Genomic DNA, 21,998 nt, shown 5'->3' with positions numbered 1-21,998 from the left:
GTATGATGCATACTTAGGTACATGTCAGAGACAGCTCGGTGGCCGGCGGCGTGGGTGCGTGCCGCCCTGGACCTGGCGGTCCTGGGATCGCTGGCCGACGGGCCCCGTCACGGCTACGCCATCGCCCAGGTGCTACAGGCCCGGGGTTTCGGGAGGCTCCGCGGGGGCTCCCTCTACCCGGTGCTGGCGCGGTTGGAGGACGCCGGCCACGTCGCGGCGGCCTGGGTCGACGCCGGGAGCGGCCCGGCGCGCAAGGACTACCGGCTGACGTCGGCCGGCCGCACCCGGCTCGACGAGGGCCGGACGAGCTGGGCCCAGCTGGGCGACGCGCTACGGATGGAGGAGGGACGATGAGCAGGACCCGACGGCCGGAGGGGCCGCTGACCCCTGTGCTGCGCGCCTACCGCGAGGCCCGCGGGCGGGCGGAGGACCAGGCCTGGGCCGAGGAGGTGGTGCTCACCCTGGCGCGGGAGGAAGTGTGGGCGCGCCCCGTCCTGGAGGAGCTGCGGGACGCGCTCCCCCTGGTCCGCGAGACCGGGGAGGGGCCGGCAGAGCTCTACGGCCCGGCGCCGGAGTGGGCCGCGGGGCGGCTCGCGGACCGGGCCGAGCGCGGGCTCCCGACGGTGGACTCCACCCCGGACGCGAGATGGCGGGACGTCCCCGTCGTCGGCTCGGTGGCGGCCTGTCTCGTCAGCCTGCTCATGATGCTCGTCTGGCTCCTGCGCGAGGGATGGTCGGTGGAGCTGACCTGGGGCCTGCTCCTCCTGCCGATCCTGGCCGGCACCGGGGTGGTCGCGGCCATCGCCACCTGGGAGTGGGTGCTGACACGCCGCCCGGTCGGCGTCGCGGCGGCGGCCGGGCTCGGCGTGGCGGCGACCGTCGTCGCCGGGCTGACGTGGCTGCTGCTGGGGACCAGGGACGCCGTCCTGGCCACCACGAGCACGTTCTCGCTCGCCCTCCTCGCGGTGGGCTACGCCCTGTGCTGCCGCCGTCCGGCCGGCGCACCGCCCCCGCCTCGGACGACGAGGCGTGGAGCCGGGAGCTGGCCGGCACCCTCCGGCTGCGGCTGGACCTGAGCGAGGCGAGGGTGAGCGAGATCGTCCGGGAGGCCAGGGCCCACGCCGGCCGGTCCGGTGCCGGGCTGCGGGAGGAGTTCGGGACGCCCGCGTCCTACGCGTCACGGTTCGGCCGGGACCGGGTGGCCCGGGCCCGCCGGGCCGCCTGGGGCTGGACGGCCCTCGTGCCGGTGGTGCTGCTCCTCACGGTCGACCGCCTCGTCGACGGAGGTGCCGCGGACCTCGTCACCTGGATCTGGGTGCTGCTCACGGTGGCGGTGTGCTGGTCCGTCGCCACGGCGTGGCGCCGCGTCCGGCGCGAGCAGGATCGTCCACAGGCGGCATGATCGGCGGGGGGGAGCTGTCGGGCCAGGGCGTTAGGGTCGGTGCTGTGAGCATCGCCCTGTACCGCCGCTACCGACCGGAGACCTTCGCGGACGTCATCGGTCAGGAGCACGTCACCGAGCCGCTCATGCAGGCGCTGCGCTCGGAGCGGGTGAGCCACGCCTACCTCTTCTCGGGCCCGCGCGGCTGCGGCAAGACCACGAGCGCACGCATCCTCGCCCGCTGCCTCAACTGCGAGCAGGGGCCCACGCCGGAGCCCTGCGGCACCTGCGAGTCGTGCGTGGCGCTGGCCCGCGACGGCGCCGGGTCGGTCGACGTCATCGAGATCGACGCCGCCAGCCACGGGCGGGTGGACGACACCCGAGAGCTGCGCGAGCGCGCGGCCTTCGGGCCCGCGACGGCCCGCTACAAGATCTACATCATCGACGAGGCCCACATGGTGAGCCGGGAGGGCTTCAACTCCCTGCTCAAGGTCGTGGAGGAGCCCCCGCCGCACGTGAAGTTCATCTTCGCCACCACCGAGCCGGAGAAGGTCCTGGCGACCATCCGCTCCCGCACCCACCACTACCCCTTCCACCTCGTCCCGCCGCAGCGCCTCACGGCGTACCTCGAGCAGCTGTGCCGGACGGAGGGCGTGCACCTCGAGCCGGGCGTGCTGTCGTTCGTCACCCGAGCGGGGGGCGGCTCCGTGCGCGACTCGTTGTCGGTGCTCGACCAGCTGATCTCCGGTGCGGGCGAGGACGGCCTCACCTACGAGCGCACCGCCGCGTTGCTCGGCTTCACCGACGTCGAGCTGCTGGACGCGGTCGTCGAGGCGGTCGCGGCCGGCGACGCGGCCACGGTGTTCGCGCAGGTCGACCGGGTGATGGAGTCCGGGCACGACCCCCGACGCTTCGTGGAGGACCTGCTCGAGCGCTACCGCGACCTCATCGTCCTGGCCGCCGTGGGTGAGCAGGCCGGCGGTCTGCTCCCCGGGCTGCCGGAGGACCAGGTGGAGCGGATGCGACGGCAGGCGCAGGCCTACGGCGCGGCCGGGCTGTCCCGGGCGGGCGACCTGGTGAGCCGGGGGCTGTCGGAGATGACGGGCGCGGTCTCCTACCGGTTGGTCCTGGAGCTGCTGGCGGCCCGCCTGCTGCTGCCCGCCGCGCAGGGCGAGGAGGGTCACGGGGCCCGGCTGGACCGGATCGAGCGCCGGCTCGGCGCGGCCGACCGCCCGGGCGGCGGGACGGCGACGGGCCGACGTGGCGCTGCCCCGGTCGAGGAGGACGCCACGACTCCTCCCGGCGGTGGTCCGGGGGCGGCGGCCCCGGCCCGGGGCGCGGTCACCGAGCCCTCGCCCCGGCAGCGCGCCGTGGCGCAGGCACGGGCGACGGACCGGGGGCCGGCACCGACGCCACCCGCGTCGGCGGCGGCCCCGGGGCACGGGGAGCAGCCGGGTGGGGCCGCCCCGGCCCAGGTCGAGCAGCAGGACCACGCTCAGCAGGTGGACGGGCAGCGGCACGATGCCGGTGCGTCGGCACCCGGTCACCTCGACACGGCCGCGCTGCGTCGGCACTGGCCGGAGATCATCGCGGCCGTGCGCTCGATCAGCCGCCGCACCGCGGGCGCCCTGGAGTCGATCCAGGTCGTGGACTTCGACGGTCGACGGCTGCTCGTCGGTATGCCGGACGAGCGGTGGATCCGCCACTTCATGGGCACCTCCAACGAGGAGGCGCTGCGGCAGGGGGTGCTGGACGCACTCGCCCTCGACACCCGCATCGAGGCCACCGTGGTCGGCGGCCATCCGCCCGAGGACGGTGGCGGGCGTGCCCCATCGAAGACCTCGCCCTCGCCCTCGGCGCAGTCCACCGGCGCCGGGCAGCCCACCGGGGCTCCGGGGGCGGCGGGATCCCCGCCCCGGCCGGGCGACCGGTCCCGCCAGCCGGCGGCGCGGCCGGGCGCCCCCGGCCCCGGCCCGAGCCCCCAGGCGGCGCCAGAGCCGCCGGAGGACGAACCCGAGCGAGCCCCGGAGGAGCCGCCCGAGCCGGACGACTGGGCTCCGCCGGAGGACCTCGGCGCGTCCGACGACACGACCCCCGCGGCACGCCGGACGGACGCTCCGGGGACGCCGTCGGTCGGCACGGCCGCGGTGCCCGACGGCATCCCCGATGCTCCGATGCGGGGGCGTCTGCGGACGCGTGGCGCGAGCTCCGAGGGCGTGGGCGGGACCGCGGCGCCCGCCGCCGCCCCGGTGCGGGTGCGCGGACGCGGCGGCGGCCCCGGGCCGGGCCCGTCGCAGCCGGGCCGCGCGGCGGCGGGCCCACCCGAGCCGGGCCTGGCCGAGCAGCTCGGTGCCGGTGGGCGGCCGGAGGCACCGGCCGCGGACCAGCCGGAGTGGTCGCAGCGGACCGTCGGGCAGGGCGCGCCCGCCTGGGCGACCGGCGCGGAGCCTGCCCCGGCCGGGCCGGCGCCCGCCCGCGACCGGCCTGCGGCTCCCGCCGACGCGGCCGACGCCGTCCCGAGCGACGACGACGAGGACCTCGCGACCTCGGGCACGGTCGGCCAGCCGGTCATCGAGAGCGTGCTGGGCGGTACTGTCATCGCCATCAACGACGACCCCGTGGCGTGAGGACGGCCCAGGCATGATCTACGAGCTGCTCCATCCTGTGGTGACCCCCCTGGCCACGGCGATCTGGCGGCCCGAGGTCGTGGGGCGGGACAACGTCCCCATGGACGGACCGGTCATCCTGGCCAGCAACCACCGCTCGTTCATCGACAGCGTGGTCATCCCGCTCACGGCGCCCCGCCAGGTGGCCTTCCTCGCCAAGTCGGAGTACTTCACCGGCACCGGGGTCAAGGGCTGGATCAGCCGCGAGTGGTTCACCGGCGTGGGGTCCATCCCCGTGGACCGCGACGACACCCGGGCGGCGCAGAAGTCCCTCGACCTCGCGCTCGCCCACCTGCGCGGCGGCGGTGCCTTCGGCATCTACCCCGAGGGCACCCGTTCGCGTGACGGGCGCCTCTACCGCGGTCGGACCGGCGTCGCCTGGCTGGCCCTGGAGGCCGGCTGCCCGGTCGTGCCGGTCGGGCTCCAGGGCACCCAGGACATCCAGCCCGTCGGGAGCCGCCTCCCGCGCCGGGCCAAGGTGCGGGTGGAGTTCGGCGCACCGATCCACGTCGCCGGTCGGTTCGACGGGGTGCCGCAGGGCCGGGCCCGGCGCGAGCTCACCGACGAGGTCATGCAGCGCATCCGGGAGCTGTCGGGCCAGGAGTGGGCCGGGGAGTACGCCCAGCGCTCCGGCGAGACCCCCGCCTGACACCGGACCGGGCGAGCCTGGAGGCGGGTGTCGGCGCCACGGCATACAGTGGCCTGCTGTGTATGAAGGCGTGGTCCAGGACCTGATCGACGAGCTGGGGCGGTTGCCCGGCGTGGGCCCCAAGGGAGCCCAGCGGATGGCCTTCCACCTGCTCGCGGCCGACCCCGAGGACATCACCCGCCTCGCCGAGGCCCTGTTGCAGATCCGGGAGAAGGTGCGTTTCTGCGAGGTCTGCGGCAACGTGGCGGAGGCCGAGCGCTGCCGGATCTGTCTGGACGACCGGCGCGACCCGAGCATGATCTGCGTCGTCGAGCAGAGCCAGGACGTCGCCGCCGTCGAGCGGACCCGGGAGTTCCGCGGCCGCTACCACGTCCTCGGCGGGGCCATCAACCCCATCGGTGGCGTGGGTCCGGAGGACCTGCGGGTCCGTGAGCTGGTCGCCCGGCTCGCCGACGGCCAGGTCGCCGAGGTCATCATCGCGACCGACCCCAACCTGGAGGGAGAGGCGACCGCGACCTACCTCGCCCGCCTGCTCAAGCCCTACGACGGGGTTCGGGTCAGTCGCCTGGCCTCGGGGCTGCCCGTCGGCGGCGACCTGGAGTACGCCGACGAGGTCACGCTCGGGCGGGCCTTCGAGGGGCGTCGGATGATCTCCTCCGGCACCGCCACGCCCTGACGCGCGGGGGCGGACCGGCGCCCCGGAGGGCGCGACCCGGCCCGCCGGTCTCCCTTTGCCTCTAGGGTGGGGGGCATGGTCGACGACTGGACCCAGCCGGCGCAGGACATGCACGCGGAGGTGGCCGCCTACTTCAGCAGTCTCGAGGAGGTGGCCTCGGGCGAGGCCGCCGAGTCGGCGCTGCCGCTGCTGCTGCTCAGCGTGGGACAGCTGTGCGCCGCCGGGGCGCGGCTGGGGGCCCTGGTGGACGTGGTGCCGGCCGAGCGCTTCGAGCCCGACGCCGGCCCGGACGCCGACCTGGAACGCGTGCGCGAGGCGCTGCACACGCTGCTCGGGGGCCTGGACGACTACTGCGACCTCGAGGACCCCGTCATCACCGGGGAGGTGACGCGCGGCTCGCTCTCGGACGACCTCGTCGCGGTGGCGGCCGACCTGGCGCACGGCCAGGAGCACTACCTCGCCGGCCGCCCGACCGAGGCCATGTGGTGGTGGCAGTTCAGCTACCTCTCCTCCTGGGGCGAGCGCGCCGCCGCCGCGCTGCGCGTGCTGCACACGCTGCTGGCGCACGTCCGGCTCGACGCCACCGACGAGCAGGTCATGGAGGCCGAGCTCGCGGCGCTGCACGCCGTCACCTGACGACGGGGACGACCCCGGGCGACCCCGGGTGCGCTCAGGCCAGCTCGTTCGGGTCCGTGGCGGGGTCGAGGGGGGCGCCCGAGCGGTAGGCCGCCCGACCGAGCGCGTTGGAGGCGACCGAGCTCATGATGATGAAGCCGGCGATGGCGACCAGCAGCTTGACGAGGGTGATGACGTCGAACCCGTGGACCACCACGTGCTGGATGTAGACCCCCGTCGCCATCCAGGGCAGCCCCATGCCGGTGGCGCTGGAGAGCACGCTGATCCGGGACAGCCCGTCGCGAGAGCGCAGCATGGCGATGGCGCTGAGCAGCACGAAGACGGCGCCACCGATGCACAGCACGCCGGTGAGGATGGTCAGCAGCAGCGTCATCGGCGCCCCCTGGTGAGGATGCGGGCCAGCGACACCGTGGCGAGGATGCCGACGAGCGCGGCGAGGGAGGCGACGTCGAGCAGCACGATCGACTCCGAGTTCAGCCCGACCATGAGGAAGATCCCGACCGCGCAGAAGTAGGCGAGGTCGCTCACCGCCGCGACCGAGGCGTCGTCGCGCGAGAGCAGCACGCGCACGAGCCCCAGGACGGCCGCGAGCAGCAGGATCGCCACGGTGGTCCACACGATGAAGGTCATGCCGGCTCCCCCTCCATGGCCCGCTCACCGGCACGGCGCCCGCGCGTCATGACGAGCAGCCGTCGCTCCATCTCCCGCAGCTCCTCGATGAGGGAGTCGCGGTCCTGCCCGTAGAGCGCGTGGACGTAGAGCGTGGGCGGCGAGTCGCCGGTGCGGGGGGCGATGCCGAGGGTGATGGTGCCGGGGGTGATGGTGATGGAGGAGGCCATGGTGCTGATCTCCAGGTCGGTCTCGCAGTGCAGGGGGAGCGCCACGATCGCGGGGGACATGCGCAGGTCCGGGGTGATGACGTCGACCCCGATGCGCAGGGCGCCGCGGATGACCTCGCCGGCCAGCCAGCCGGCGTAGACCCCGATGCGCAGCGGGTTGGGGATCATCCGGTCACCGCCTGCACGTAGGGCTGCAGGTCGACCAGGCCCTGGGCCGCTCGGGTGGTCACCTGCATGATCGGCCCGGCGAGGACGAACATCGCGAGCTGGGTGATGACCAGCACGGCCATCGGGGCGAGGAGCCGGGGGGTGACGCGGACGTCGTCGGTCAGCGCGACCTTGGTGCCGCGGCCCGTCTCCGGGGAGTCGGGGAGGTAGTCCTCCATGTCGGGGCCCCAGAACACCCCGACCCACAGTCGCTGCATGGCGACCAGCGAGCCGAGGGCACCGACGAAGATCAGCGTGATGAAGACCGCCTGCCAGGGGCCGCCCGCCTGGGCGGACGCCTGCACCAGCCCCACCTTGCCGAAGAAGCCGGAGCTCGGCGGCAGCCCGATGAGCGACATGAGCGCGAGGGCGTAGCTGATGGTCAGCAGCCGGTCGCGCCGGATGATCCCCGAGAGCCGCTCGTACCGGCCCGAGCCGTAGGTCTGCTCGATGGCCCCGGCCCCGAGGATGAGGGCCCCCATCGTGATGATGTGGTGGATCATGTAGAAGATGCCGGCGCCCAGGGAGAACTGGGTGAAGAGCGCCAGCCCCAGCATGATGTGCCCGACGCCGGCGACCATCTGCCAGGACAGGGCCCGCCGCATGACCCGCTCGCTGAAGGTGCTGTAGGAGCCGACGACGATCGAGAGCCCCACGAGGACGGCGAGGACCATGATCCACGGGGGCTGACCCTCGTAGAGCGTGGACGTGACGCGGTACAGCGCGTACAGCGCGACCTTGGTGTGCAGGGCGCTGAACAGCGCCATGACGGAGGCCGAGGTGGCGGGGTAGGTCCGCGGCAGCCAGGTGTGCAGGGGCACGATGGCGGCCTTGATCGACAGCGCCAGCAGCACCACGCCCGAGCTGAGCATGGTGCGGGGGTCGCTGCCGGCGCCGACGAGGAGCGCCAGGTTGACCGTCTCGGCGGTCGCGTAGACGAGGCCCACCCCGATGAGCAGGATGGTGCTGGTGAGCAGGTTGACGACGACGAAGGTCCGGCCCACGCCCAGGCGCCGCCACGTGCCGGTCACCGCGATGAGGGCGTAGCTGGGCAGCAGCATGACCTCGACGAAGACGAAGAGGTTGAACAGGTCGCCGGTGAGGAAGGCGCCGTTGACCCCACCGAGCAGCATGAGCACGAGGGGGGTCACCAGCCGGTAGCGGCTCTCCCCGGTGATCGTCATGAAGGCGAGGCACATGAGCACGGTGAGCGAGGTCACCAGGATCATGAGCGCGCTGAGCGTGTCGGACACGAAGGGGATCGCGACACCGGGCACGAAGGCGCCGACGTTCTCGGCGATGACGGGGGTCTCGCGGTGCTGCAGCAGCAGGTCGAGGGCGCCGAGACCGGTGAGGACCGGGATGGCGAGCAGCCAGATCCGCTGCCACGTCGCGTTGCGCCACAGCACGGTGGCGGCGGAGGCGGCGATCGGCAGCACCGCGAGGAACGGGAGGAGGGCGGCAGTCATCATCGGCGGTGGGTCTCCCCGGTCTCGGGCATCCGCTTGGTGTCGTCGTTGTGCCCGATGACGGCCATGGCGAGCATGAGCACGGTCACGGCGAGGGCGATGACGATGGCGGTGAGGACGAAGGCCTGGGGCAGGGGGTCGCCGGCGTCCGCGGCCCCGGCCGCGTCCGGGAAGGGCTCACCCCGCCAGGCGGTCACGCCCGCGGAGAGGATGACCAGGTTGGCGGCGTGGGCGAGCAGCGACAGGCCGAAGATGATGCGCACCATGCCGCGCTGCAGCATGAGGTAGATGGCTCCGGCGGTGAGCACGCCGACGGTGAGGGGGAGGATCACTGGCCACCTCCTGGGCGCGGGGGACGGTCCTGCTGGAGGTAGGTCGACCGGCGCCCGGGGATGCCGCGGCGGGTCTCGGCATACCGCTCGCCGCGGGAGGTGTCCATGGGCCCGCTGATCTCGCCCTCGACGGACTCGTCGGCGCGCTCCCTGGTGCCCTCGCGGCCCCCGGTGGCGCCGAGCAGGTTGAAGGCCTCCATGACGAGGCCGAGCACGGCGAGGTAGACGCCGAGGTCGAAGACCATCGAGGTGCTGACGTAAATGTCGAAGACGTAGCCGTGCAGCGGCTCGAGGAACGAGGCGTGCCCGAGCATGCCCCAGATGCCGGTGCCGATGGCGATGAGGACACCCAGCGCGACGAGGCGCAGCGGGAGCCGGGGCGGACCGACGGTGCGGTCGCGGGAGGTCGCGAGGTAGATGAGGGCGACGATCGAGGACCCGACGAGCGCCGCGATGAACCCGCCGCCCGGGGAGTTGTGGCCGCGCAGGAAGAGGATCGCGGAGATGATCGCCAGCAGGGGCGCGGTGGCCCTCACCATGATCTGCATGGGCACGGCGTTGCCCCAGGCCTCGGCGATGGCGCGGTATGCCGTGGACCCCTCGGCCTGCAGCGGCACCTCGGGAGGTGCGACGTAGTTGCGGTCCGACTCCGGGGGCGGGTCGAGGTAGCGGTCGCGGACCGTGGAGAGGATCGCGACCATGGCGGCCGCGGCCATCCCCAGCACGGTGAGCTCGCCGAAGGTGTCGAGGGCACGGAACTCCACCAGGATCGTGTTGACGACGTTGTCGCCGCTCGTCTCGACCGGACCCTCGGTGAGGTACCAGATCGCGATCTCGCTGCGGTCGCGGCGGCCGGTCAGCGCCCAGGTCGCCACGCCGGCCGACAGCCCGCCGACCACGGCGAGGGCGAGGGCGGCCTTGTTGCCCCACCGGGGCCCGCGGCCGAAGGTCTGGGGGAGGCGCTGCAGCACGAGCATGATCATGAGCACGGTGAGCGCTTCGACCAGCAGCTGGGTCATGCCGACGTCGGGGGCGCCGAGGGCGAAGATCTGGACGGTGACGGCGGCACCGATGGTGGAGAGCGCCACGACGGCGGCGAGCCGCGAGCTGGCCCGCCCCAGGACGACCACGGCCCCCGCGATGATGACCAGGACCACCGCGTCGACCGGGCTGACCAGTCCCTCCTGCACCGGCAGGAGCTCGTCGCGGCCGACGAGGACGCCCACGCCGCCGAGCACGAGGGCGGCCAGCGCGACGAACTGCACTGCGACGTGCCGGGTGGGGTTGTCGGCCCGGGCGAGGGCTCCCAGCGCCTTGCCGAAGTCCGCGGCGGTGTCGTTGATGACGCGGATGACGTCGGCGCCGTCGAAGGAGAAGGTGTCGTGCTCGCGGGCCGGGAAGAAGAAGCGGCGGCGCAGGATGACCAGCACGCCGACGGCGATGATGGCCAGGGAGGTGACGAGCTCGAGGTTGACGCCGTGCCACAGGGAGAGGTGCGGGTGCGGCTCCTCGGCGTCGGCGGGGAGCATGGCGGCGGTGGCCCGGCCGACCGGGGTGTCGAGGATGCCGACGACGAAGGCCAGCGGCAGGCCGACGACGATGGGGATGGCGGCGAAGGTCCCGAGAGCCCACGGGGTGGTGTGCAACGGGCGGTCCTCGGGCCACTTGGCCTGGCCGCGGCCGTCGTAGAAGCCGTTGAAGACGATCTTGGCGCAGTAGGCGAAGGTGAGGACCGCGGTCAGGGCGACCCCCAGGAAGGCGGCCCAGGAGGCGACCGCGCCGAAGGGGGAGTCGAGCATCGAGGTGAGGATGCTCTCCTTGGAGACGAAGCCGAGCATGGGGGGCACGCCGGCCATCGAGGCGCACCCGAGGACGGTGACCCAGAAGGCCACCGGCATGGCGCTGGAGAGCACCGGCATACGGCGCACGTCGCGGGTGCCGGTGGCGTGGTCGACCACGCCGACCATCATGAAGAGCCCGGACTTGAAGAGGGCGTGCGCGATGACGTGCAGGATGGCGGCGGCGAGGGCGTACTCCGTGCCGACGCCGATGGTGGCCACGATGAGCCCGAGCTGGCTGACCGTGGAATAGGCCATGAGCTTCTTGAGGTCGGTCTTCTGCAGCGCGAACCAGCCGCCGATCCCGCAGGTGACCAGGCCGGTGGTGATGAGCAGGACGTTCCACACCGGCACGTCGTGGAAGGCCGGCGAGAAGCGCATGAGCAGGAAGATGCCGGCCTTGACGACCGCGGCGGCGTGCAGGTAGGCGCTGACGGGGGTCGCGGCGGCCATGGCGTCCGGCAGCCAGACGTGGAAGGGGAACTGCGCCGACTTGGTGAAGGCCGCGAGGATGACGAGGAGGGCCACGGCGGCGGTGAAGCCGGGGCTCGTGTCCCACACCTCGTGGGCGAGCGCCTCGGACAGCGTCGTGGTGCCGGTGCGCACGATGATCGCGGTCACCGCGGCCAGCAGCCCGAGCCCGCCGAGGAAGGTGATGAGCAGCGTGCGCATCGAGGCGGCCTCGCCGGCATACCCCGACCGGGCGATGAGGAAGAAGCTGGCCAGGCTGGTGAGCTCCCAGCACAGGAACAGCAGGATGAGGTCGTCCGCCAGCACCAGTCCGACCATGGAGACGGTGAACATCGCCATGTAGAAGTAGAAGGTGAGGTTGCGGCCCGGCTTGAGGTATGCCGTGGAGTAGGCGAGCACGATCGCGCCGATGACCAGGGCGATGAAGGTGAAGACGGTGCCGAGGCCGTCCGCCCGCAGCGACAGCTCCAGGCCCAGGGTCGGCACCCACGGCACGGACCAGGTCGGCGTGTCCCCGGCCATGACCTGCGTCGCGGCCGGCCAGAACGCCGCCGCGGCCGCGAGGTAGAGCGCGGCGATGGGCCAGCCGGCGTGACGCCCGAGGAAGCGGGTGAGCGGGAAGGTGGCGAGGACCGTCACCGCGGAGATGACGAGGGTCCAGAGCAGGCTCACGGAGCACCCGCCCTGGACAGGCCGGTGCCGGTGGGGCAACGGTCGACCGGGCGGATCATGAACAGCAGGCTACCAACCCCCCGTGCCGGCGCCTGCAACGTGCACGAAATAAACCGACCCTGACCGTGTCTTCCCTGGTCAGGGTCGGTTTTTGCATGGTCGGGGTGACAGGATTTGAACCTGCGACCTCTTCGTCCCGAACGAAGCGCGCTACCAAGCTGCGCCACACCCCGTGGCTCCTGCGCAGGCCCGACTGGCCGCACGCAGCGTCCGCAAGGATAGCCCACGCCGACCGCCGCGGCTAAATCCGCCGACGAGGGTCGTTCGTCAGCGTCAGCAGCGTCGCCTCGGGCCGGCAGCAGAAGCGGAACGGCGTGTAGGGGTTGCCGCCGAGGCCGGCCGAGACGTGCAGCCAGGCCGCGTCCGACGGTGGGTCGGCGGAGGGCGCCGCGCGGGGCCGGAGCCGTGACGAGGTCGCTCCGGCGCCAGGCCACCAGCGCGACAGCCCTCGGGCCCGGGGGGTGTCGAGGTCGCAGTTGGTGACGAGCGCGCCATACCCCGGAACCCGCAGCTGCCCGCCGTGGGTGTGCCCGGCGATGAGCAGGCGTGCTCCGTCGGCGGCCATGGGGTCGAGCACGCGGCGGTAGGGCGCGTGCGTGACGCCGATGGTGAGGTCCGCGCCAGGATCGGCCGGTGCCGATACCCGGGCGTAGTCGTCCAGCCCGAGGTGGGCGTCGTCGGTCCCGACCAGCTCGAGGGTGACCCCGCCGGTCTCGATGCGGACGCGGCGGTGGGTGAGGTCGACCCAGCCGCGTGCCGTGAGCCCGTCGACGAGGTCCTGGGTCGGCAGGCGTCGCGGCGTCAGGTCGGCGCCCCTGCGGTGGCTGTCGTTGAGGTAGCGCAGCGGGTTCTTCGCCGTGGGCGGGTAGTAGTCGTTCGACCCCAGGACGAAGGCGCCCGGGCGGTCCAGCAGCGTGCCGTAGGTGTCGAGCGCCGCCGGCACCGCGTCCATCGCGGCCAGGTGGTCACCGGTGTGGACCACCAGGTCGGGCTCGAGCGCGGCCAGACCCCGCACCCAGTCGCGCTTGCGGTGCTGCCGCGGCACGAGGTGCAGGTCCGACAGGTGGAGCACCCGCACCTCCGGTCTGCCCGGAGGCAGGCAGGGCACGGTCAGCTCTCGGAGCGCGAACCACCGCGGTTCCACCCAGGTGGCGTAGACCGCCGCGCCCGCACCGACGACCGTGCCGGCGGCGAGGGTGGTGCCGAGCGGTCGGTGGACGGAGGAGGTCGTCATCGGGTGCGCGCCGGGGACGCTCAGGCGCCCAGCGCCTGCCTCACCGCGGCGGCGACCCGGCCACCCTCGGCGCGGCCGGCCACCCGCGGCTGCAGCACCTTCATCACCCCGCCCATCCCGCGCATGTCGGTGGCGCCGGTCTCGGAGACCGCCGCGCGCGCGAGCTGGTCGAGCTCCTCGTCGCTGAGCTGGGCGGGCAGGTAGGCCTCCAGCACCTCCAGCTCGGCCTCCTCCTGGGCCGCGAGCTCGGGACGGTTGGCCCCGGTGTAGGCCTCGGCCGCCTCGCGGCGCTTCTTGGCCTCCTTGGTGATGACGCGGAGCACCTCGTCGTCGGAGAGCTCGCGCGCCTGCTTGCCGGCGACCTCCTCGGTCGTCACGGCGGAGAGCGTCATGCGCAGCGTGCCCGCCCGCACCTTGTCCTGCGCGCGCATGGCTGCGGTGAGGTCCTGCTGGAGGGTGGCCTTGAGGCCGGTCTGCTCGGTCATGTCCGCCAGTGTCTCACCCCGGCCGCGGACCCCCTGCGGCATTCCGGAGGCCGTCAGCGGGCGCCCGCCAGGCGTCCTGTGCGGCCGGGCGGCGCGTCCGGTGTGACCTGCCGGCGCGTCCTGTGCGGCCGGGCGGCGCGTCCGGTGCGGCCGGTGCGGCCGGAGGGGGTGACCCTCAGTCGTCGTCCTCGTCGTCGCCGGGCGGGTCGGTGCCCGGGGGTTCGTCGGGCGGGTCGGGAGTCGGGGCGGGGGCCGGCTGCGGGTCTTGCGTCGGTTCCGGCTCGGGCTCGGGCTCCTGCGTCGGTTCCGGCTCGGGCTCCTGCGTGGGCTCGGGCTCCGGGGACGGCTGCGACGACGCCGGAGCAGGTGGCTGCGGCTGGCTCCGCCGGGGGGCCGCCTGGACGGGCGCCGGCGGCGGCGCCGCGGCCTGCTCGAAGCCGTTGGACACGTGCAGGGTGACCGGATCGGACGTCTGTACCGAGGACCCCACCCCGGGCGTGGTGTAGACGACGGTGCCCTCAGGGCGGCTGGAGCCGACCCGCACGACCGCACCGGTGAGCCCGGCGTCCTCGAGGCGCTCCTGAGCCTCCCCGACCTCCAGACCGACCACGCGGGGGATCGTCACCCGCTTGCCGTTGAGGATCTCGTTGGACGGCTCGTCCCACCCCTCGACGTCCATGCCCTCCGAGGCGGTCTCCATGATCCGCTTCCAGGTGGGCGCGGCCAGCGAGGAGCCGAAGAGCGGACCCTCGATGTACTCGCCTCCGATGGTGATGTCGACGAGGTCCCCGTCGTAGCGGGCCCCGGCCGGCACGTTGCCCACGAAGACCGCGGTCGAGAGCTGCGGGGTGAAGCCGGCGAACCAGGTGGCGGTCGAGTCGTTGTTGGTGCCGGTCTTGCCGCCGGCCGGGCGGTCGTCATCCAGGATGGCCTGCCACCCCGAGCCCTCGATGCTGAGGACACCCTCGAGCAGCTCCACGGCACCCAGCGCGACGTCCTCCTCGATGACCCGCTCGCACTCCGGCAGCTCCAGCGGCAGCTCCTCACCGTCGGCGTCCAGCACCTGGGTGACCGGCACCGGCGGGCAGTAGATGCCGCCCGAGGCGAAGGTCGCGTAGGACGCGGCCACGGTGAGCGGGCTCGCGGTGTCGGCGCCGAGCACCAGGGACGGAGCGAGCGTGTTGTCGGCGTTGCCCGGGTCCAGCCCGTAGTCCTGGCCGTTGGCCGCGTGCAGGCCCATCTCGGTCATCGTCTCCGCGATGTCGCACGTCCCGACCTGGGAGGCCAGGGTGGCGAAGGCGGTGTTGACCGACAGGGCCGACGCCTTGCGCAGGGTGATCTCGTCGACGTGGTTCTCGTCATTGGCGTTGCGGACCGCCCAGTGGTCCTCGCCGATCGTGCAGCCCTCGTCGAAGTCGTCGCGGAAGAAGATGCCGGCCGGGAAGACCTCGTCCGACGGGGGGTACGACGTGGGCCGGTTCTCCGGGTCCTCGAGCCAGACGTTGCCGAAGGTGCTGTCCTCTGGCTCGCGCACCCGGATGTCCGCCTCGACCGGCACGCCCTTCTCGAGGGCTTCGACCAGGGTGTACGCCTTCGCGATCGAGCCGATCGCCATACCTCCCGGGCCGCCGTAGGCGTTGTCGACGTTCCAGTTGACCGAGGTCTCCCGGACCTTGTCGTTGGTGCCCTCCAGGTCGTACTGGGAGGACTGGTTGAAGGCGAGGATCTTGCCGGTGCCGGGCTCGACGACGGTCGCGGCGGAGCCGAGGAAGTACTCGTTGCCCTCCGGGGTGGCGTCGCGCAGGATGTCCTTCATCTCGCCCGAGAGCTCGAGGTCGAGGGTGGTCTGGACGGTCAGCCCGTTGGTCGTGAGGTTCTCCAGCCGCTCGTCCCGGGTCTTGCCCAGCGCCGGCTGCTCCAGCAGCCAGGCCTCGACGTAGTCGCAGAAGTAGGGGTTGGCCGAGCGCAGGCAGGAGCGCTGGCTGTCCCGGATCTCGAGCATGTCCTCGACCTGCTGCGAGCGGGCCTCCTCCAGCTCCTCCTCGGTGATCATCCCCTGGTCGAACATGTTGCCGAGCACGACGTCGCGCCGTGCCTGGGCCAGCTCGGGGTTGGCCACCGGGTTGGTGTTGCTGGGCGAGCGGACGACCCCGGCCAGCAGCGCCGACTGGGCGACCGTGAGGTCCGCGGCGTTGACGTTGAAGTAGTGCCGGGCCGCGGCCTCGACGCCGAAGACCCGGTCGCCGTAGAAGGCCAGGTTGAGGTAGCCCACGAGGATCTCGTCCTTGGTGAGCCGCTCCTCGAGGGTGATGGCGTACTTCAGCTCGCGCAGCTTGCGGACGTAGCCCTCCATGCCCGACCTGGCCTGGGTCTGGGCGTAGGCCTCGGCGTCGCCCTCCTTGAGCGCCTGGTCCTGCAGCGCCAGCTTGATGTACTGCTGGGTCAGGGTCGAGCCGCCCTGGGTCGTGTCGGTGGTGGAGTTCTGGACCACCGCCCGGGCCAGCGCCTCGACGTCGGCGCCGCCGTGCTGGAAGAAGCGCTCGTCCTCGATCGCGACCTGCGCGTCCTTCATGTTCTGGCTGATCTCGTCGCTCTCGACGATGATGCGGTTCTGCGTCGCCGGGGTCGCGAGGATGGTGCCGTCCGCGGCCAGGATGCGGGACTGCTGGGCCAGCGGGTTCTGCTCCAGGTCCCCCGGCAGCTCCTCGAACATGCTCACGCTCTCCCGGGCCGCGAGGCCGGTGGCCCCCACCACCGGGGCGAGCAGGCCGGCACCGATGATCCCCATGAGGATCGAGACGGCCAGAAAGACCCCGAGCAGGGAGGTCACCCGTGCGACAGTGAGAGCAGAGCGCATACCAGACACGGTACGTGAGGTTTCTGAGAGGTCCTTGACCCACGCCGAGCCGCCCGCGGGTGGTCGGGCGACCGGGCCGACGTGGCCGGTAGGGTCGGCACCATGACTGTGCAGCAGTGGGAGTACGCGACCGTCCCCCTCATGATCCACGCGACCAAGCAGATCCTCGACCAGTGGGGCGAGGACGGCTGGGAGCTGGTGCAGGTGGTGCCCGGACCGGGCGACGGCACCAACCTCGTGGCGTACCTCAAGCGTCCCAAGAACGCCTGACGGGTCGGTCATGGCCGACTCCGCAGCGGGTGTCGTGGAGGGCCGGCTGGCCGAGCTCGGCCACCGGGTGCCCCAGGTCGCGGCGCCCGTCGCCGCCTACGTCCCGGCGGTCAGGCACGGTGACCTCGTCTTCAGCTCGGGGCAGGTGCCGTTCGTCGACGGGCGTCTGGAGCGCACCGGCAAGGTCGGCGAGGGGGAGGGGCTGGTGAGCCCTGAGGACGCCACGCGTCTCGCCGGGGTGTGCGCCCTCAACGCCATCGCCGCCGTCCGGTCGGTCATCGGTGACCTCGACCGCGTCGTCCGGGTGGTGAAGGTCGTCGGCTTCGTGGCCAGCGACCCCTCCTTCACGGGGCAGCCGGGCGTGGTGAACGGGGCGTCCGAGCTGCTCGGCCACGCGTTCGGCGAGGCCGGGGTGCACGCCCGCTCCGCCGTCGGCGTCGCCGTGCTGCCGCTCGACGTGCCCGTCGAGGTCGAGATCACCGTCGCCGTCCGGGACTGACGTGGCGGGGGAGGATGCCGCCGGCCCCGGGGCGGCCGCATACCGCGACTTCGACGTCCCCGACGTCGTGACGGAGCACTCCCGCGCCTGGCTGCGCCGCCCGCCCGCCGAGCGGTCCGCGGCGACGCCACGGGACTCGGCCACGGTGATGCTGCTGCGTGACGACCCTCGACTGGAGGTCTTCGTGCTCCGTCGCGCCGGGGGCATGGCCTTCGCGGGCGGGATGGTCGCCTTCCCCGGCGGCGGCGTCGACCCGCGCGACGCCGACGTCGGAGTGCCCTGGGCCGGGCCGGACGCGCGCTCCTGGGCCCGGCGGCTGGGGACGGGCGAGGCCGAGGCGCGGCAGCTGGTCGCCGCAGCCGCCCGGGAGGTCTTCGAGGAGTGCGGTGTGCTGCTGGCCGGCCGGTCGCCCGACACGGTGGTCGACGACCTGCGCGACGAGGTATGGCGTCAGGAGCGGGTGGGGCTGCTGGACCGCACCCACAGCTTCGCCCAGGTGCTGCAGCGCCACTCGCTGGTGCTCCGGACGGACCTGCTGAGCCTGCGCGGCCACTGGATCACCCCCGAGTGCGAGCCGCGGCGCTACGACACGCGGTTCCTGGCCGCCCGTATGCCGCCGGGCCAGGTGGCCGACGACGAGAGCAGCGAGGCCGCCGAGGCCGGGTGGCGCACCCCGGCGGACATCCTCCAGGGCCAGCGGGAGGGCCGCGACCTGCTGCTGCCCCCCACCCAGGTGATGGTCGAGGAGCTCGCGGGCATCGATGACCTCGACGACTGGCTGGGGGAGCGGCCCCAGGTGCCGGCCGTCATGCCGGTCCCGGTCGAGCACGACGGACGGCTGTGGATGAGGGCGCCGCGGCCCGTGGACGCGCGGTGAGGCCGGGTGGGGCCGCGGACGCGGCCTGGCAAGGGGGGTCCTGGGGCGAGCGTGCCCACGCGGTGCTGTGCCCGAACCCCTCCCCGATGACCTTGGAGGGCACCAACACCTGGGTGCTCCTGGAGCCCGGCAGCAGCCAGGCGGTCGTGGTCGACCCCGGGCCGCTGGACGAGGCCCACCTCGCGACGGTGCTCGACCACGTCGCCGGGCGGGACGCCCGGGTCGCCCTGACCCTCCTGACGCACGGGCACGCCGACCACGCCGAGTCCGCCGACCGGTGGGCGCGGCTCACCGGGGCGCCGGTGCGGAGGTGCGGACGGGGGCACGACGACCTGCGGGAGGGAGAGCACCTGGACGTGGACGGGCTCGAGGTGCTCGTCGTGCCCACCCCCGGCCACACCGCGGACTCGCTGTCCTTCCTGCTGCCGTCCGAGCAGGTGCTGCTCACCGGCGACACCGTGCTGGGCCGGGGCACCACGGTGGTCGCCTACCCCGACGGGGACCTCACGTCATACCTGGAGTCGCTGGAGCGCCTGCGCACGCTGACCGGCAGCGGGGCGGCGAGCAGCATCGCGCCGGGGCACGGGCCGGTCGTGCCGGACGCCGCGGGCGTCGTGGAGCACTACTGGCGGCACCGGCACGAGCGTCTGGCGCAGGTCAGGGACGCCGTCGCGCGGCTGCAGCCGGGTGGGGGCGACCTGGCGGACCGGGTCGTGGAGCTGGTGTATGCCGACACCCCCCGTGCCGTCTGGCCGGCGGCGCGCCTGTCGGTGCTGGCGCAGCTGCACTACCTGGGCGCGCTCGACGGCTGAGCCCGCAGGCAGGGGCCGCGGTGGTGCCGGGCGGGGGCTCGACGTTCAGCGCGCGCGGCGCCGGAGCCGGTCGAGGTCCATCAGCGTGACGGCCTTGGCCCCCAGGGTGACCCAGCCCCGTTGCGCGAAGTCCGCGAGCGCCTTGTTGACCGTCTCCCGGCTGGCGCCGACGAGCTGGGCCAGCTCCTCCTGGGTGAGGTCGTGCGAGACGACGATCCCGGCCTCCGAGCGCCGGCCGAAGCGGTCGGACAGGTCGAGCAGCGCCTTGGCGACGCGGCCCGGGACGTCGGTGAAGACCAGGTCGGACAGGCCCTCGTTGGTCTTGCGCAAGCGGTGCGCGAGGCCGGCCAGCATCTGCATCGCGACCTCCGGGTGGTGGCCCAGGAAGGCGCGCAGGGCGTCGTTGCCGAGGGAGATGAACTCGGTGTCCGAGACCACGTAGGCGGTCGTCAGCCGCGGGCCGGGGTCGAAGAGGCTCAGCTCGCCGAACATCTCGCCCGGGCCGAGCACCGCGAGCAGGCTCTCGCGCCCGTCGGCCGAGGCGCGGGCGAGCTTCACCTTGCCCTTGGTGATGACGTGCAACGAGTCCCCCGGGTCCCCCTCCTGGAAGACCACGTCCCCCCGTGCCAGCCGGTGCGGGCTCATCGAGTCCATGAGCTGGTCGGCCGTCGCGCCGTCGAGCGCGGCGAACAACGGTGCTTTCATGACGACGTGCCGGTCCACCGCCTCATGGTGCCATGACCAGCGGCGGAATGGGGCCGGGGTGTGTCGGCCCACCCCTCTAGGGTGTGGGGGTGAGCGTCGAGAGCCATCCGTCCGGAGCGGACCCGCAGACCCCGACCGGGGAGACTCCCCTGGCGCTGACCCGTCGAGCGCGCCGGATGTCGCGTGTGCTGCACGAGCACTACCCGGACGCCCGTTGCGAGCTCGACTTCGCCGACGCCTACCAGCTCCTGGTGGCCACCGTGCTCTCCGCGCAGACCACCGATGTCCGGGTCAACGGGGTGACGCCGACGCTCTTCGCGCGCTACCCCGACGCACGGGCCCTCGCGGCGGCCGACCGCACCGAGGTCGAGACCATCATCCAGCCCACCGGGTTCTTCCGGGCCAAGACCGAGTCCCTGCTCAAGCTGGGGGCCGCCCTCGTCGAGCGGTTCGGGGGCCAGGTGCCCGGCCGGCTCTCCGACCTGGTCACGCTGCCCGGCGTGGGTCGCAAGACCGCCAACGTCGTCCTGGGCAACGCCTTCGACGTGCCCGGCATCACGGTCGACACCCACCTCGGTCGGGTGGCGCGCCGCTTCGGGTGGACCGACGAGACGGACCCGGTGGCGGTCGAGCACGCGGTCGGCGCGCTCTTCCCCCGGCGGGACTGGACCCAGCTCTCGCACGTCCTCATCTTCCACGGTCGCCGCATCTGCCACGCGCGCAAGCCCGCCTGCGGCGCCTGCCCGGTGGCCCGCCTCTGCCCGTCCTACGGCGAGGGAGAGACCGACCCGGCGGCGGCCGCCCGCCTGGTGCGCACGGGTCCCCGCGCGTGAGCGCGGTGCCTGCCGAGGGCTGGCCCCCACCCGAGTGGCTGACCACGCTGGTCGGGGCGCTGCCGGAGCTGCCGGGGGAGCGCTTCAGCCGGTTCCTGCCCCCGCCGGACGGCGGTCGTCGGCGCTCGGCCGTGCTGGTCCTCTTCGCGCCCGGCGTCGAGGACCCGGGCGACCCCGACGCGACGACCGTGGTCATCACCGAGCGGGCGCACACCATGCGCTCGCACGCGGGCCAGCCCGCCTTCCCGGGCGGCGGGACCGAGGACGGCGATGCGGACGCCGCCGCGACAGCGCTCCGGGAGGCCGCCGAAGAGGTCGGGCTGGAGGCCTCCGGCGTGGAGGTGCTGGGGGAGCTGCCGACCCTGCACATCCCGGTCTCGGGCTACGACGTCACCCCGGTGCTGGCGTGGTGGCGTCGACCGGACCCGGCCTCGCTGTGGGCCAAGGAGGTGCGGGAGGTGGCGAGGGTGCTGCAGCCGGAGGTCCGGGACCTCACCGACCCTGGTCGGCGCTTCCGGGTCCACCACCCCAGCGGCTTCGTCGGGCCGGGCTGGGAGGTCGACGGGCTGCTGGTCTGGGGCTTCACGGCCGGACTGCTGGACCGCATCCTCGAGCTCGCGGGGATCGCCCCGGAGTGGGGTGGCGCCCCGACCCGCGAGCTCGAGCTCTGAGGGGGCGGTCGTCGTCGGGGTGGGCAGGCCGGACCGCCGCTGGTGGGACCGGACTGCGGCGAGCGCGCCGGCGGCGGGCGTGCCGGCGCCAGGCGGTCGCCGCGTGAGCGTCCGCGGCGCTCGCTCCCGGCTCGGCGTCAGCGGCGCGCGTTCTCCAGTGCCGGCGCGCGCTGCTCACCCTTCGCCGCAGCCTTGACGGTGTCCACCGTCTCCTTGCCCTCGCGGATGGCCCGCTCCGGCTTCCCGTTGACCTTGGTGACCTGCCCCTTGCCGACCAGGGCGAGGACGCCGGCCACGACGAAGAGGACGCCGGCCACGATGAGGAGCCCGGCCCACCAGCTCAGCCAGATGGCGAGGACGCCGGCGAGGCCCAGGAAGAGCAGGCCGAGGCCGTAGAGACCGAAAAGCGCGGCCCCGACGAACATGCCTGCGCCCTTGCCGGCGTGCGTGACGTCCTGCTTGATCTCGGCCTTGGCCAGCTCGATCTCGCCCCGCATGATCTGCGAGACATCCAGGGACACGTCGGACACGAGCTGGCCGAGGGAACGCTTGTCGGCGGGTGCGGCCGGCGCGGTGGTGTCGGCTTTGGCGGGAGTTGACATGCGGCCGATCGTATCCCGGCAGCTACGCGGGCGCAGGATCGGCGGACCGGCTGGCTCACCGGGGGTGGCTCGGCGGCGTCCGGACAGCACGATGCCCGCCCGGCACCCCCTGTTCAGTGCCGAGCGGGCACCGTGTCGACGAACCGGTCCCGTGACAGCCGGCAGAGCCGCACCCTCCGCGGAGGGGGCTCCTGGGTCGATACGTCCAGTGTGCCAGTGGCCCGTCAGTGCTCTGAACCACATTTGGCAAAGATTTG

General features: G+C 73.4%; 24 protein-coding genes and 1 tRNA gene. 13 read left to right on the top strand and 12 right to left on the bottom strand.

The features are described from left to right. Positions 1-21 precede the first annotated feature (21 nt). The 7 genes from AVL62_RS13385 (at position 22) to AVL62_RS13355 (ending at position 6,008) form a co-directional block, all read left to right on the top strand. Positions 22-354, top strand: coding sequence for a PadR family transcriptional regulator (locus AVL62_RS13385; protein ID WP_058892151.1), 333 nt, complete (start codon positions 22-24; stop codon positions 352-354). Next, positions 351-1,076: a hypothetical protein gene (locus AVL62_RS13380; protein WP_058892150.1), complete on the top strand. Its 726-nt coding sequence runs from the start codon at positions 351-353 to the stop codon at positions 1,074-1,076. Before AVL62_RS13385 ends, AVL62_RS13380 begins: the two co-directional genes overlap by 4 nt. A gap of 11 nt (positions 1,077-1,087) precedes the next feature. Continuing rightward, a complete protein-coding gene (locus tag AVL62_RS13375) occupies positions 1,088-1,402 on the top strand; it encodes a hypothetical protein (RefSeq protein ID WP_161937890.1) in 315 nt (104 codons plus the stop codon). A gap of 44 nt (positions 1,403-1,446) precedes the next feature. Continuing rightward, positions 1,447-4,008, top strand: coding sequence for a DNA polymerase III subunit gamma and tau (locus AVL62_RS13370; protein WP_058892148.1), 2,562 nt, complete (start codon positions 1,447-1,449; stop codon positions 4,006-4,008). 13 nt (positions 4,009-4,021) lie between these two features. Next, positions 4,022-4,696: a lysophospholipid acyltransferase family protein gene (locus AVL62_RS13365; RefSeq protein WP_058892147.1), complete on the top strand. Its 675-nt coding sequence runs from the start codon at positions 4,022-4,024 to the stop codon at positions 4,694-4,696. A gap of 58 nt (positions 4,697-4,754) precedes the next feature. Then, positions 4,755-5,372, top strand: coding sequence for a recombination mediator RecR (gene recR, locus AVL62_RS13360; RefSeq protein WP_058892146.1), 618 nt, complete (start codon positions 4,755-4,757; stop codon positions 5,370-5,372). A gap of 75 nt (positions 5,373-5,447) precedes the next feature. Beyond that, the gene (locus AVL62_RS13355; RefSeq protein WP_058892145.1) at positions 5,448-6,008 is read left to right on the top strand and encodes a DUF5063 domain-containing protein; all 561 of its coding nucleotides are present in this window, start codon (positions 5,448-5,450) and stop codon (positions 6,006-6,008) included. Between the two features lie 34 nt (positions 6,009-6,042). On the opposite strand, the gene AVL62_RS13350 is transcribed toward AVL62_RS13355, so the two are convergent. The 10 genes from AVL62_RS13350 to AVL62_RS13305 all read right to left on the bottom strand — a co-directional run bounded on the left by AVL62_RS13350 (position 6,043) and on the right by AVL62_RS13305 (position 16,472). Next, positions 6,043-6,381, bottom strand: a complete 339-nt coding sequence (locus tag AVL62_RS13350; RefSeq protein ID WP_058892144.1) for a cation:proton antiporter — start codon at positions 6,379-6,381, stop codon at positions 6,043-6,045. Beyond that, a complete protein-coding gene (locus AVL62_RS13345; RefSeq protein ID WP_058892143.1) occupies positions 6,378-6,638 on the bottom strand; it encodes a monovalent cation/H+ antiporter complex subunit F in 261 nt (86 codons plus the stop codon). The genes AVL62_RS13350 and AVL62_RS13345 overlap by 4 nt, the downstream gene beginning before the upstream one ends. Then, positions 6,635-7,015, bottom strand: coding sequence for a Na+/H+ antiporter subunit E (locus tag AVL62_RS13340; RefSeq protein WP_058892142.1), 381 nt, complete (start codon positions 7,013-7,015; stop codon positions 6,635-6,637). Before AVL62_RS13340 ends, AVL62_RS13345 begins: the two co-directional genes overlap by 4 nt. Beyond that, a complete protein-coding gene (locus AVL62_RS13335) occupies positions 7,012-8,526 on the bottom strand; it encodes a monovalent cation/H+ antiporter subunit D family protein (protein WP_327282323.1) in 1,515 nt (504 codons plus the stop codon). Before AVL62_RS13335 ends, AVL62_RS13340 begins: the two co-directional genes overlap by 4 nt. Continuing rightward, positions 8,523-8,855 (bottom strand): sodium:proton antiporter, encoded by a 333-nt coding sequence (locus AVL62_RS13330; RefSeq protein WP_058892140.1) that lies wholly within the window; start codon positions 8,853-8,855, stop codon positions 8,523-8,525. Before AVL62_RS13330 ends, AVL62_RS13335 begins: the two co-directional genes overlap by 4 nt. Further along, positions 8,852-11,836, bottom strand: coding sequence for a DUF4040 family protein (locus tag AVL62_RS13325; RefSeq protein ID WP_058892139.1), 2,985 nt, complete (start codon positions 11,834-11,836; stop codon positions 8,852-8,854). The genes AVL62_RS13330 and AVL62_RS13325 overlap by 4 nt, the downstream gene beginning before the upstream one ends. 156 nt (positions 11,837-11,992) lie before the next feature. Further along, positions 11,993-12,069 (bottom strand) — tRNA-Pro (locus AVL62_RS13320). A gap of 68 nt (positions 12,070-12,137) precedes the next feature. Further along, on the bottom strand, positions 12,138-13,130 hold the full coding sequence (locus tag AVL62_RS13315) for a metallophosphoesterase (protein ID WP_058892138.1): 993 nt from the start codon (positions 13,128-13,130) through the stop codon (positions 12,138-12,140). Positions 13,131-13,150: 20 nt separating this feature from the next. After that, positions 13,151-13,615 carry a GatB/YqeY domain-containing protein gene (locus AVL62_RS13310; protein ID WP_058892311.1) on the bottom strand — a complete coding sequence of 155 codons (465 nt, stop codon included), beginning with the start codon at positions 13,613-13,615 and terminating at the stop codon, positions 13,151-13,153. A gap of 175 nt (positions 13,616-13,790) precedes the next feature. Beyond that, on the bottom strand, positions 13,791-16,472 hold the full coding sequence (locus AVL62_RS13305; RefSeq protein ID WP_083518954.1) for a transglycosylase domain-containing protein: 2,682 nt from the start codon (positions 16,470-16,472) through the stop codon (positions 13,791-13,793). Between the two features lie 102 nt (positions 16,473-16,574). Between AVL62_RS13305 and AVL62_RS16705 the strand changes: the two genes are divergently transcribed. The 4 genes from AVL62_RS16705 (at position 16,575) to AVL62_RS13290 (ending at position 18,930) form a co-directional block, all read left to right on the top strand. Next, on the top strand, positions 16,575-16,742 hold the full coding sequence (locus tag AVL62_RS16705; protein WP_083518953.1) for a DUF4177 domain-containing protein: 168 nt from the start codon (positions 16,575-16,577) through the stop codon (positions 16,740-16,742). 10 nt (positions 16,743-16,752) lie between these two features. Next, complete coding sequence (locus tag AVL62_RS13300; protein ID WP_058892136.1) at positions 16,753-17,241, top strand: RidA family protein; 489 nt, start codon at positions 16,753-16,755, stop codon at positions 17,239-17,241. Position 17,242: 1 nt separating this feature from the next. Next, complete coding sequence (locus AVL62_RS13295; RefSeq protein WP_153011799.1) at positions 17,243-18,118, top strand: NUDIX hydrolase; 876 nt, start codon at positions 17,243-17,245, stop codon at positions 18,116-18,118. A gap of 86 nt (positions 18,119-18,204) precedes the next feature. Continuing rightward, entirely contained in the window at positions 18,205-18,930 is a 726-nt protein-coding gene (locus tag AVL62_RS13290) for an MBL fold metallo-hydrolase (protein ID WP_083518973.1), read from the top strand. A 45-nt stretch (positions 18,931-18,975) separates the two neighbouring features. On the opposite strand, the gene AVL62_RS13285 is transcribed toward AVL62_RS13290, so the two are convergent. Beyond that, positions 18,976-19,653 (bottom strand): Crp/Fnr family transcriptional regulator, encoded by a 678-nt coding sequence (locus AVL62_RS13285; RefSeq protein ID WP_058892135.1) that lies wholly within the window; start codon positions 19,651-19,653, stop codon positions 18,976-18,978. 158 nt (positions 19,654-19,811) lie between these two features. Here AVL62_RS13285 and nth point away from each other — a divergent pair, with 158 nt between their 5' ends. After that, the gene (gene nth / locus AVL62_RS13280; protein WP_083518952.1) at positions 19,812-20,468 is read left to right on the top strand and encodes an endonuclease III; all 657 of its coding nucleotides are present in this window, start codon (positions 19,812-19,814) and stop codon (positions 20,466-20,468) included. Further along, positions 20,465-21,139 carry an NUDIX hydrolase gene (locus AVL62_RS18075; RefSeq protein ID WP_058892133.1) on the top strand — a complete coding sequence of 225 codons (675 nt, stop codon included), beginning with the start codon at positions 20,465-20,467 and terminating at the stop codon, positions 21,137-21,139. The genes nth and AVL62_RS18075 overlap by 4 nt, the downstream gene beginning before the upstream one ends. A gap of 137 nt (positions 21,140-21,276) precedes the next feature. Here AVL62_RS18075 and AVL62_RS13270 read toward each other — a convergent pair whose 3' ends face one another. Then, on the bottom strand, positions 21,277-21,741 hold the full coding sequence (locus AVL62_RS13270) for a phage holin family protein (RefSeq protein ID WP_058892132.1): 465 nt from the start codon (positions 21,739-21,741) through the stop codon (positions 21,277-21,279). Positions 21,742-21,998 lie beyond the last annotated feature (257 nt).

This window comes from Serinicoccus chungangensis (assembly GCF_001483745.1).
Lineage (GTDB): Bacteria > Actinomycetota > Actinomycetes > Actinomycetales > Dermatophilaceae > Ornithinicoccus > Ornithinicoccus chungangensis_A.
Note: the sequence above shows the minus strand (reverse complement) of the source record. Positions and strands in the feature narration are given on the sequence as shown.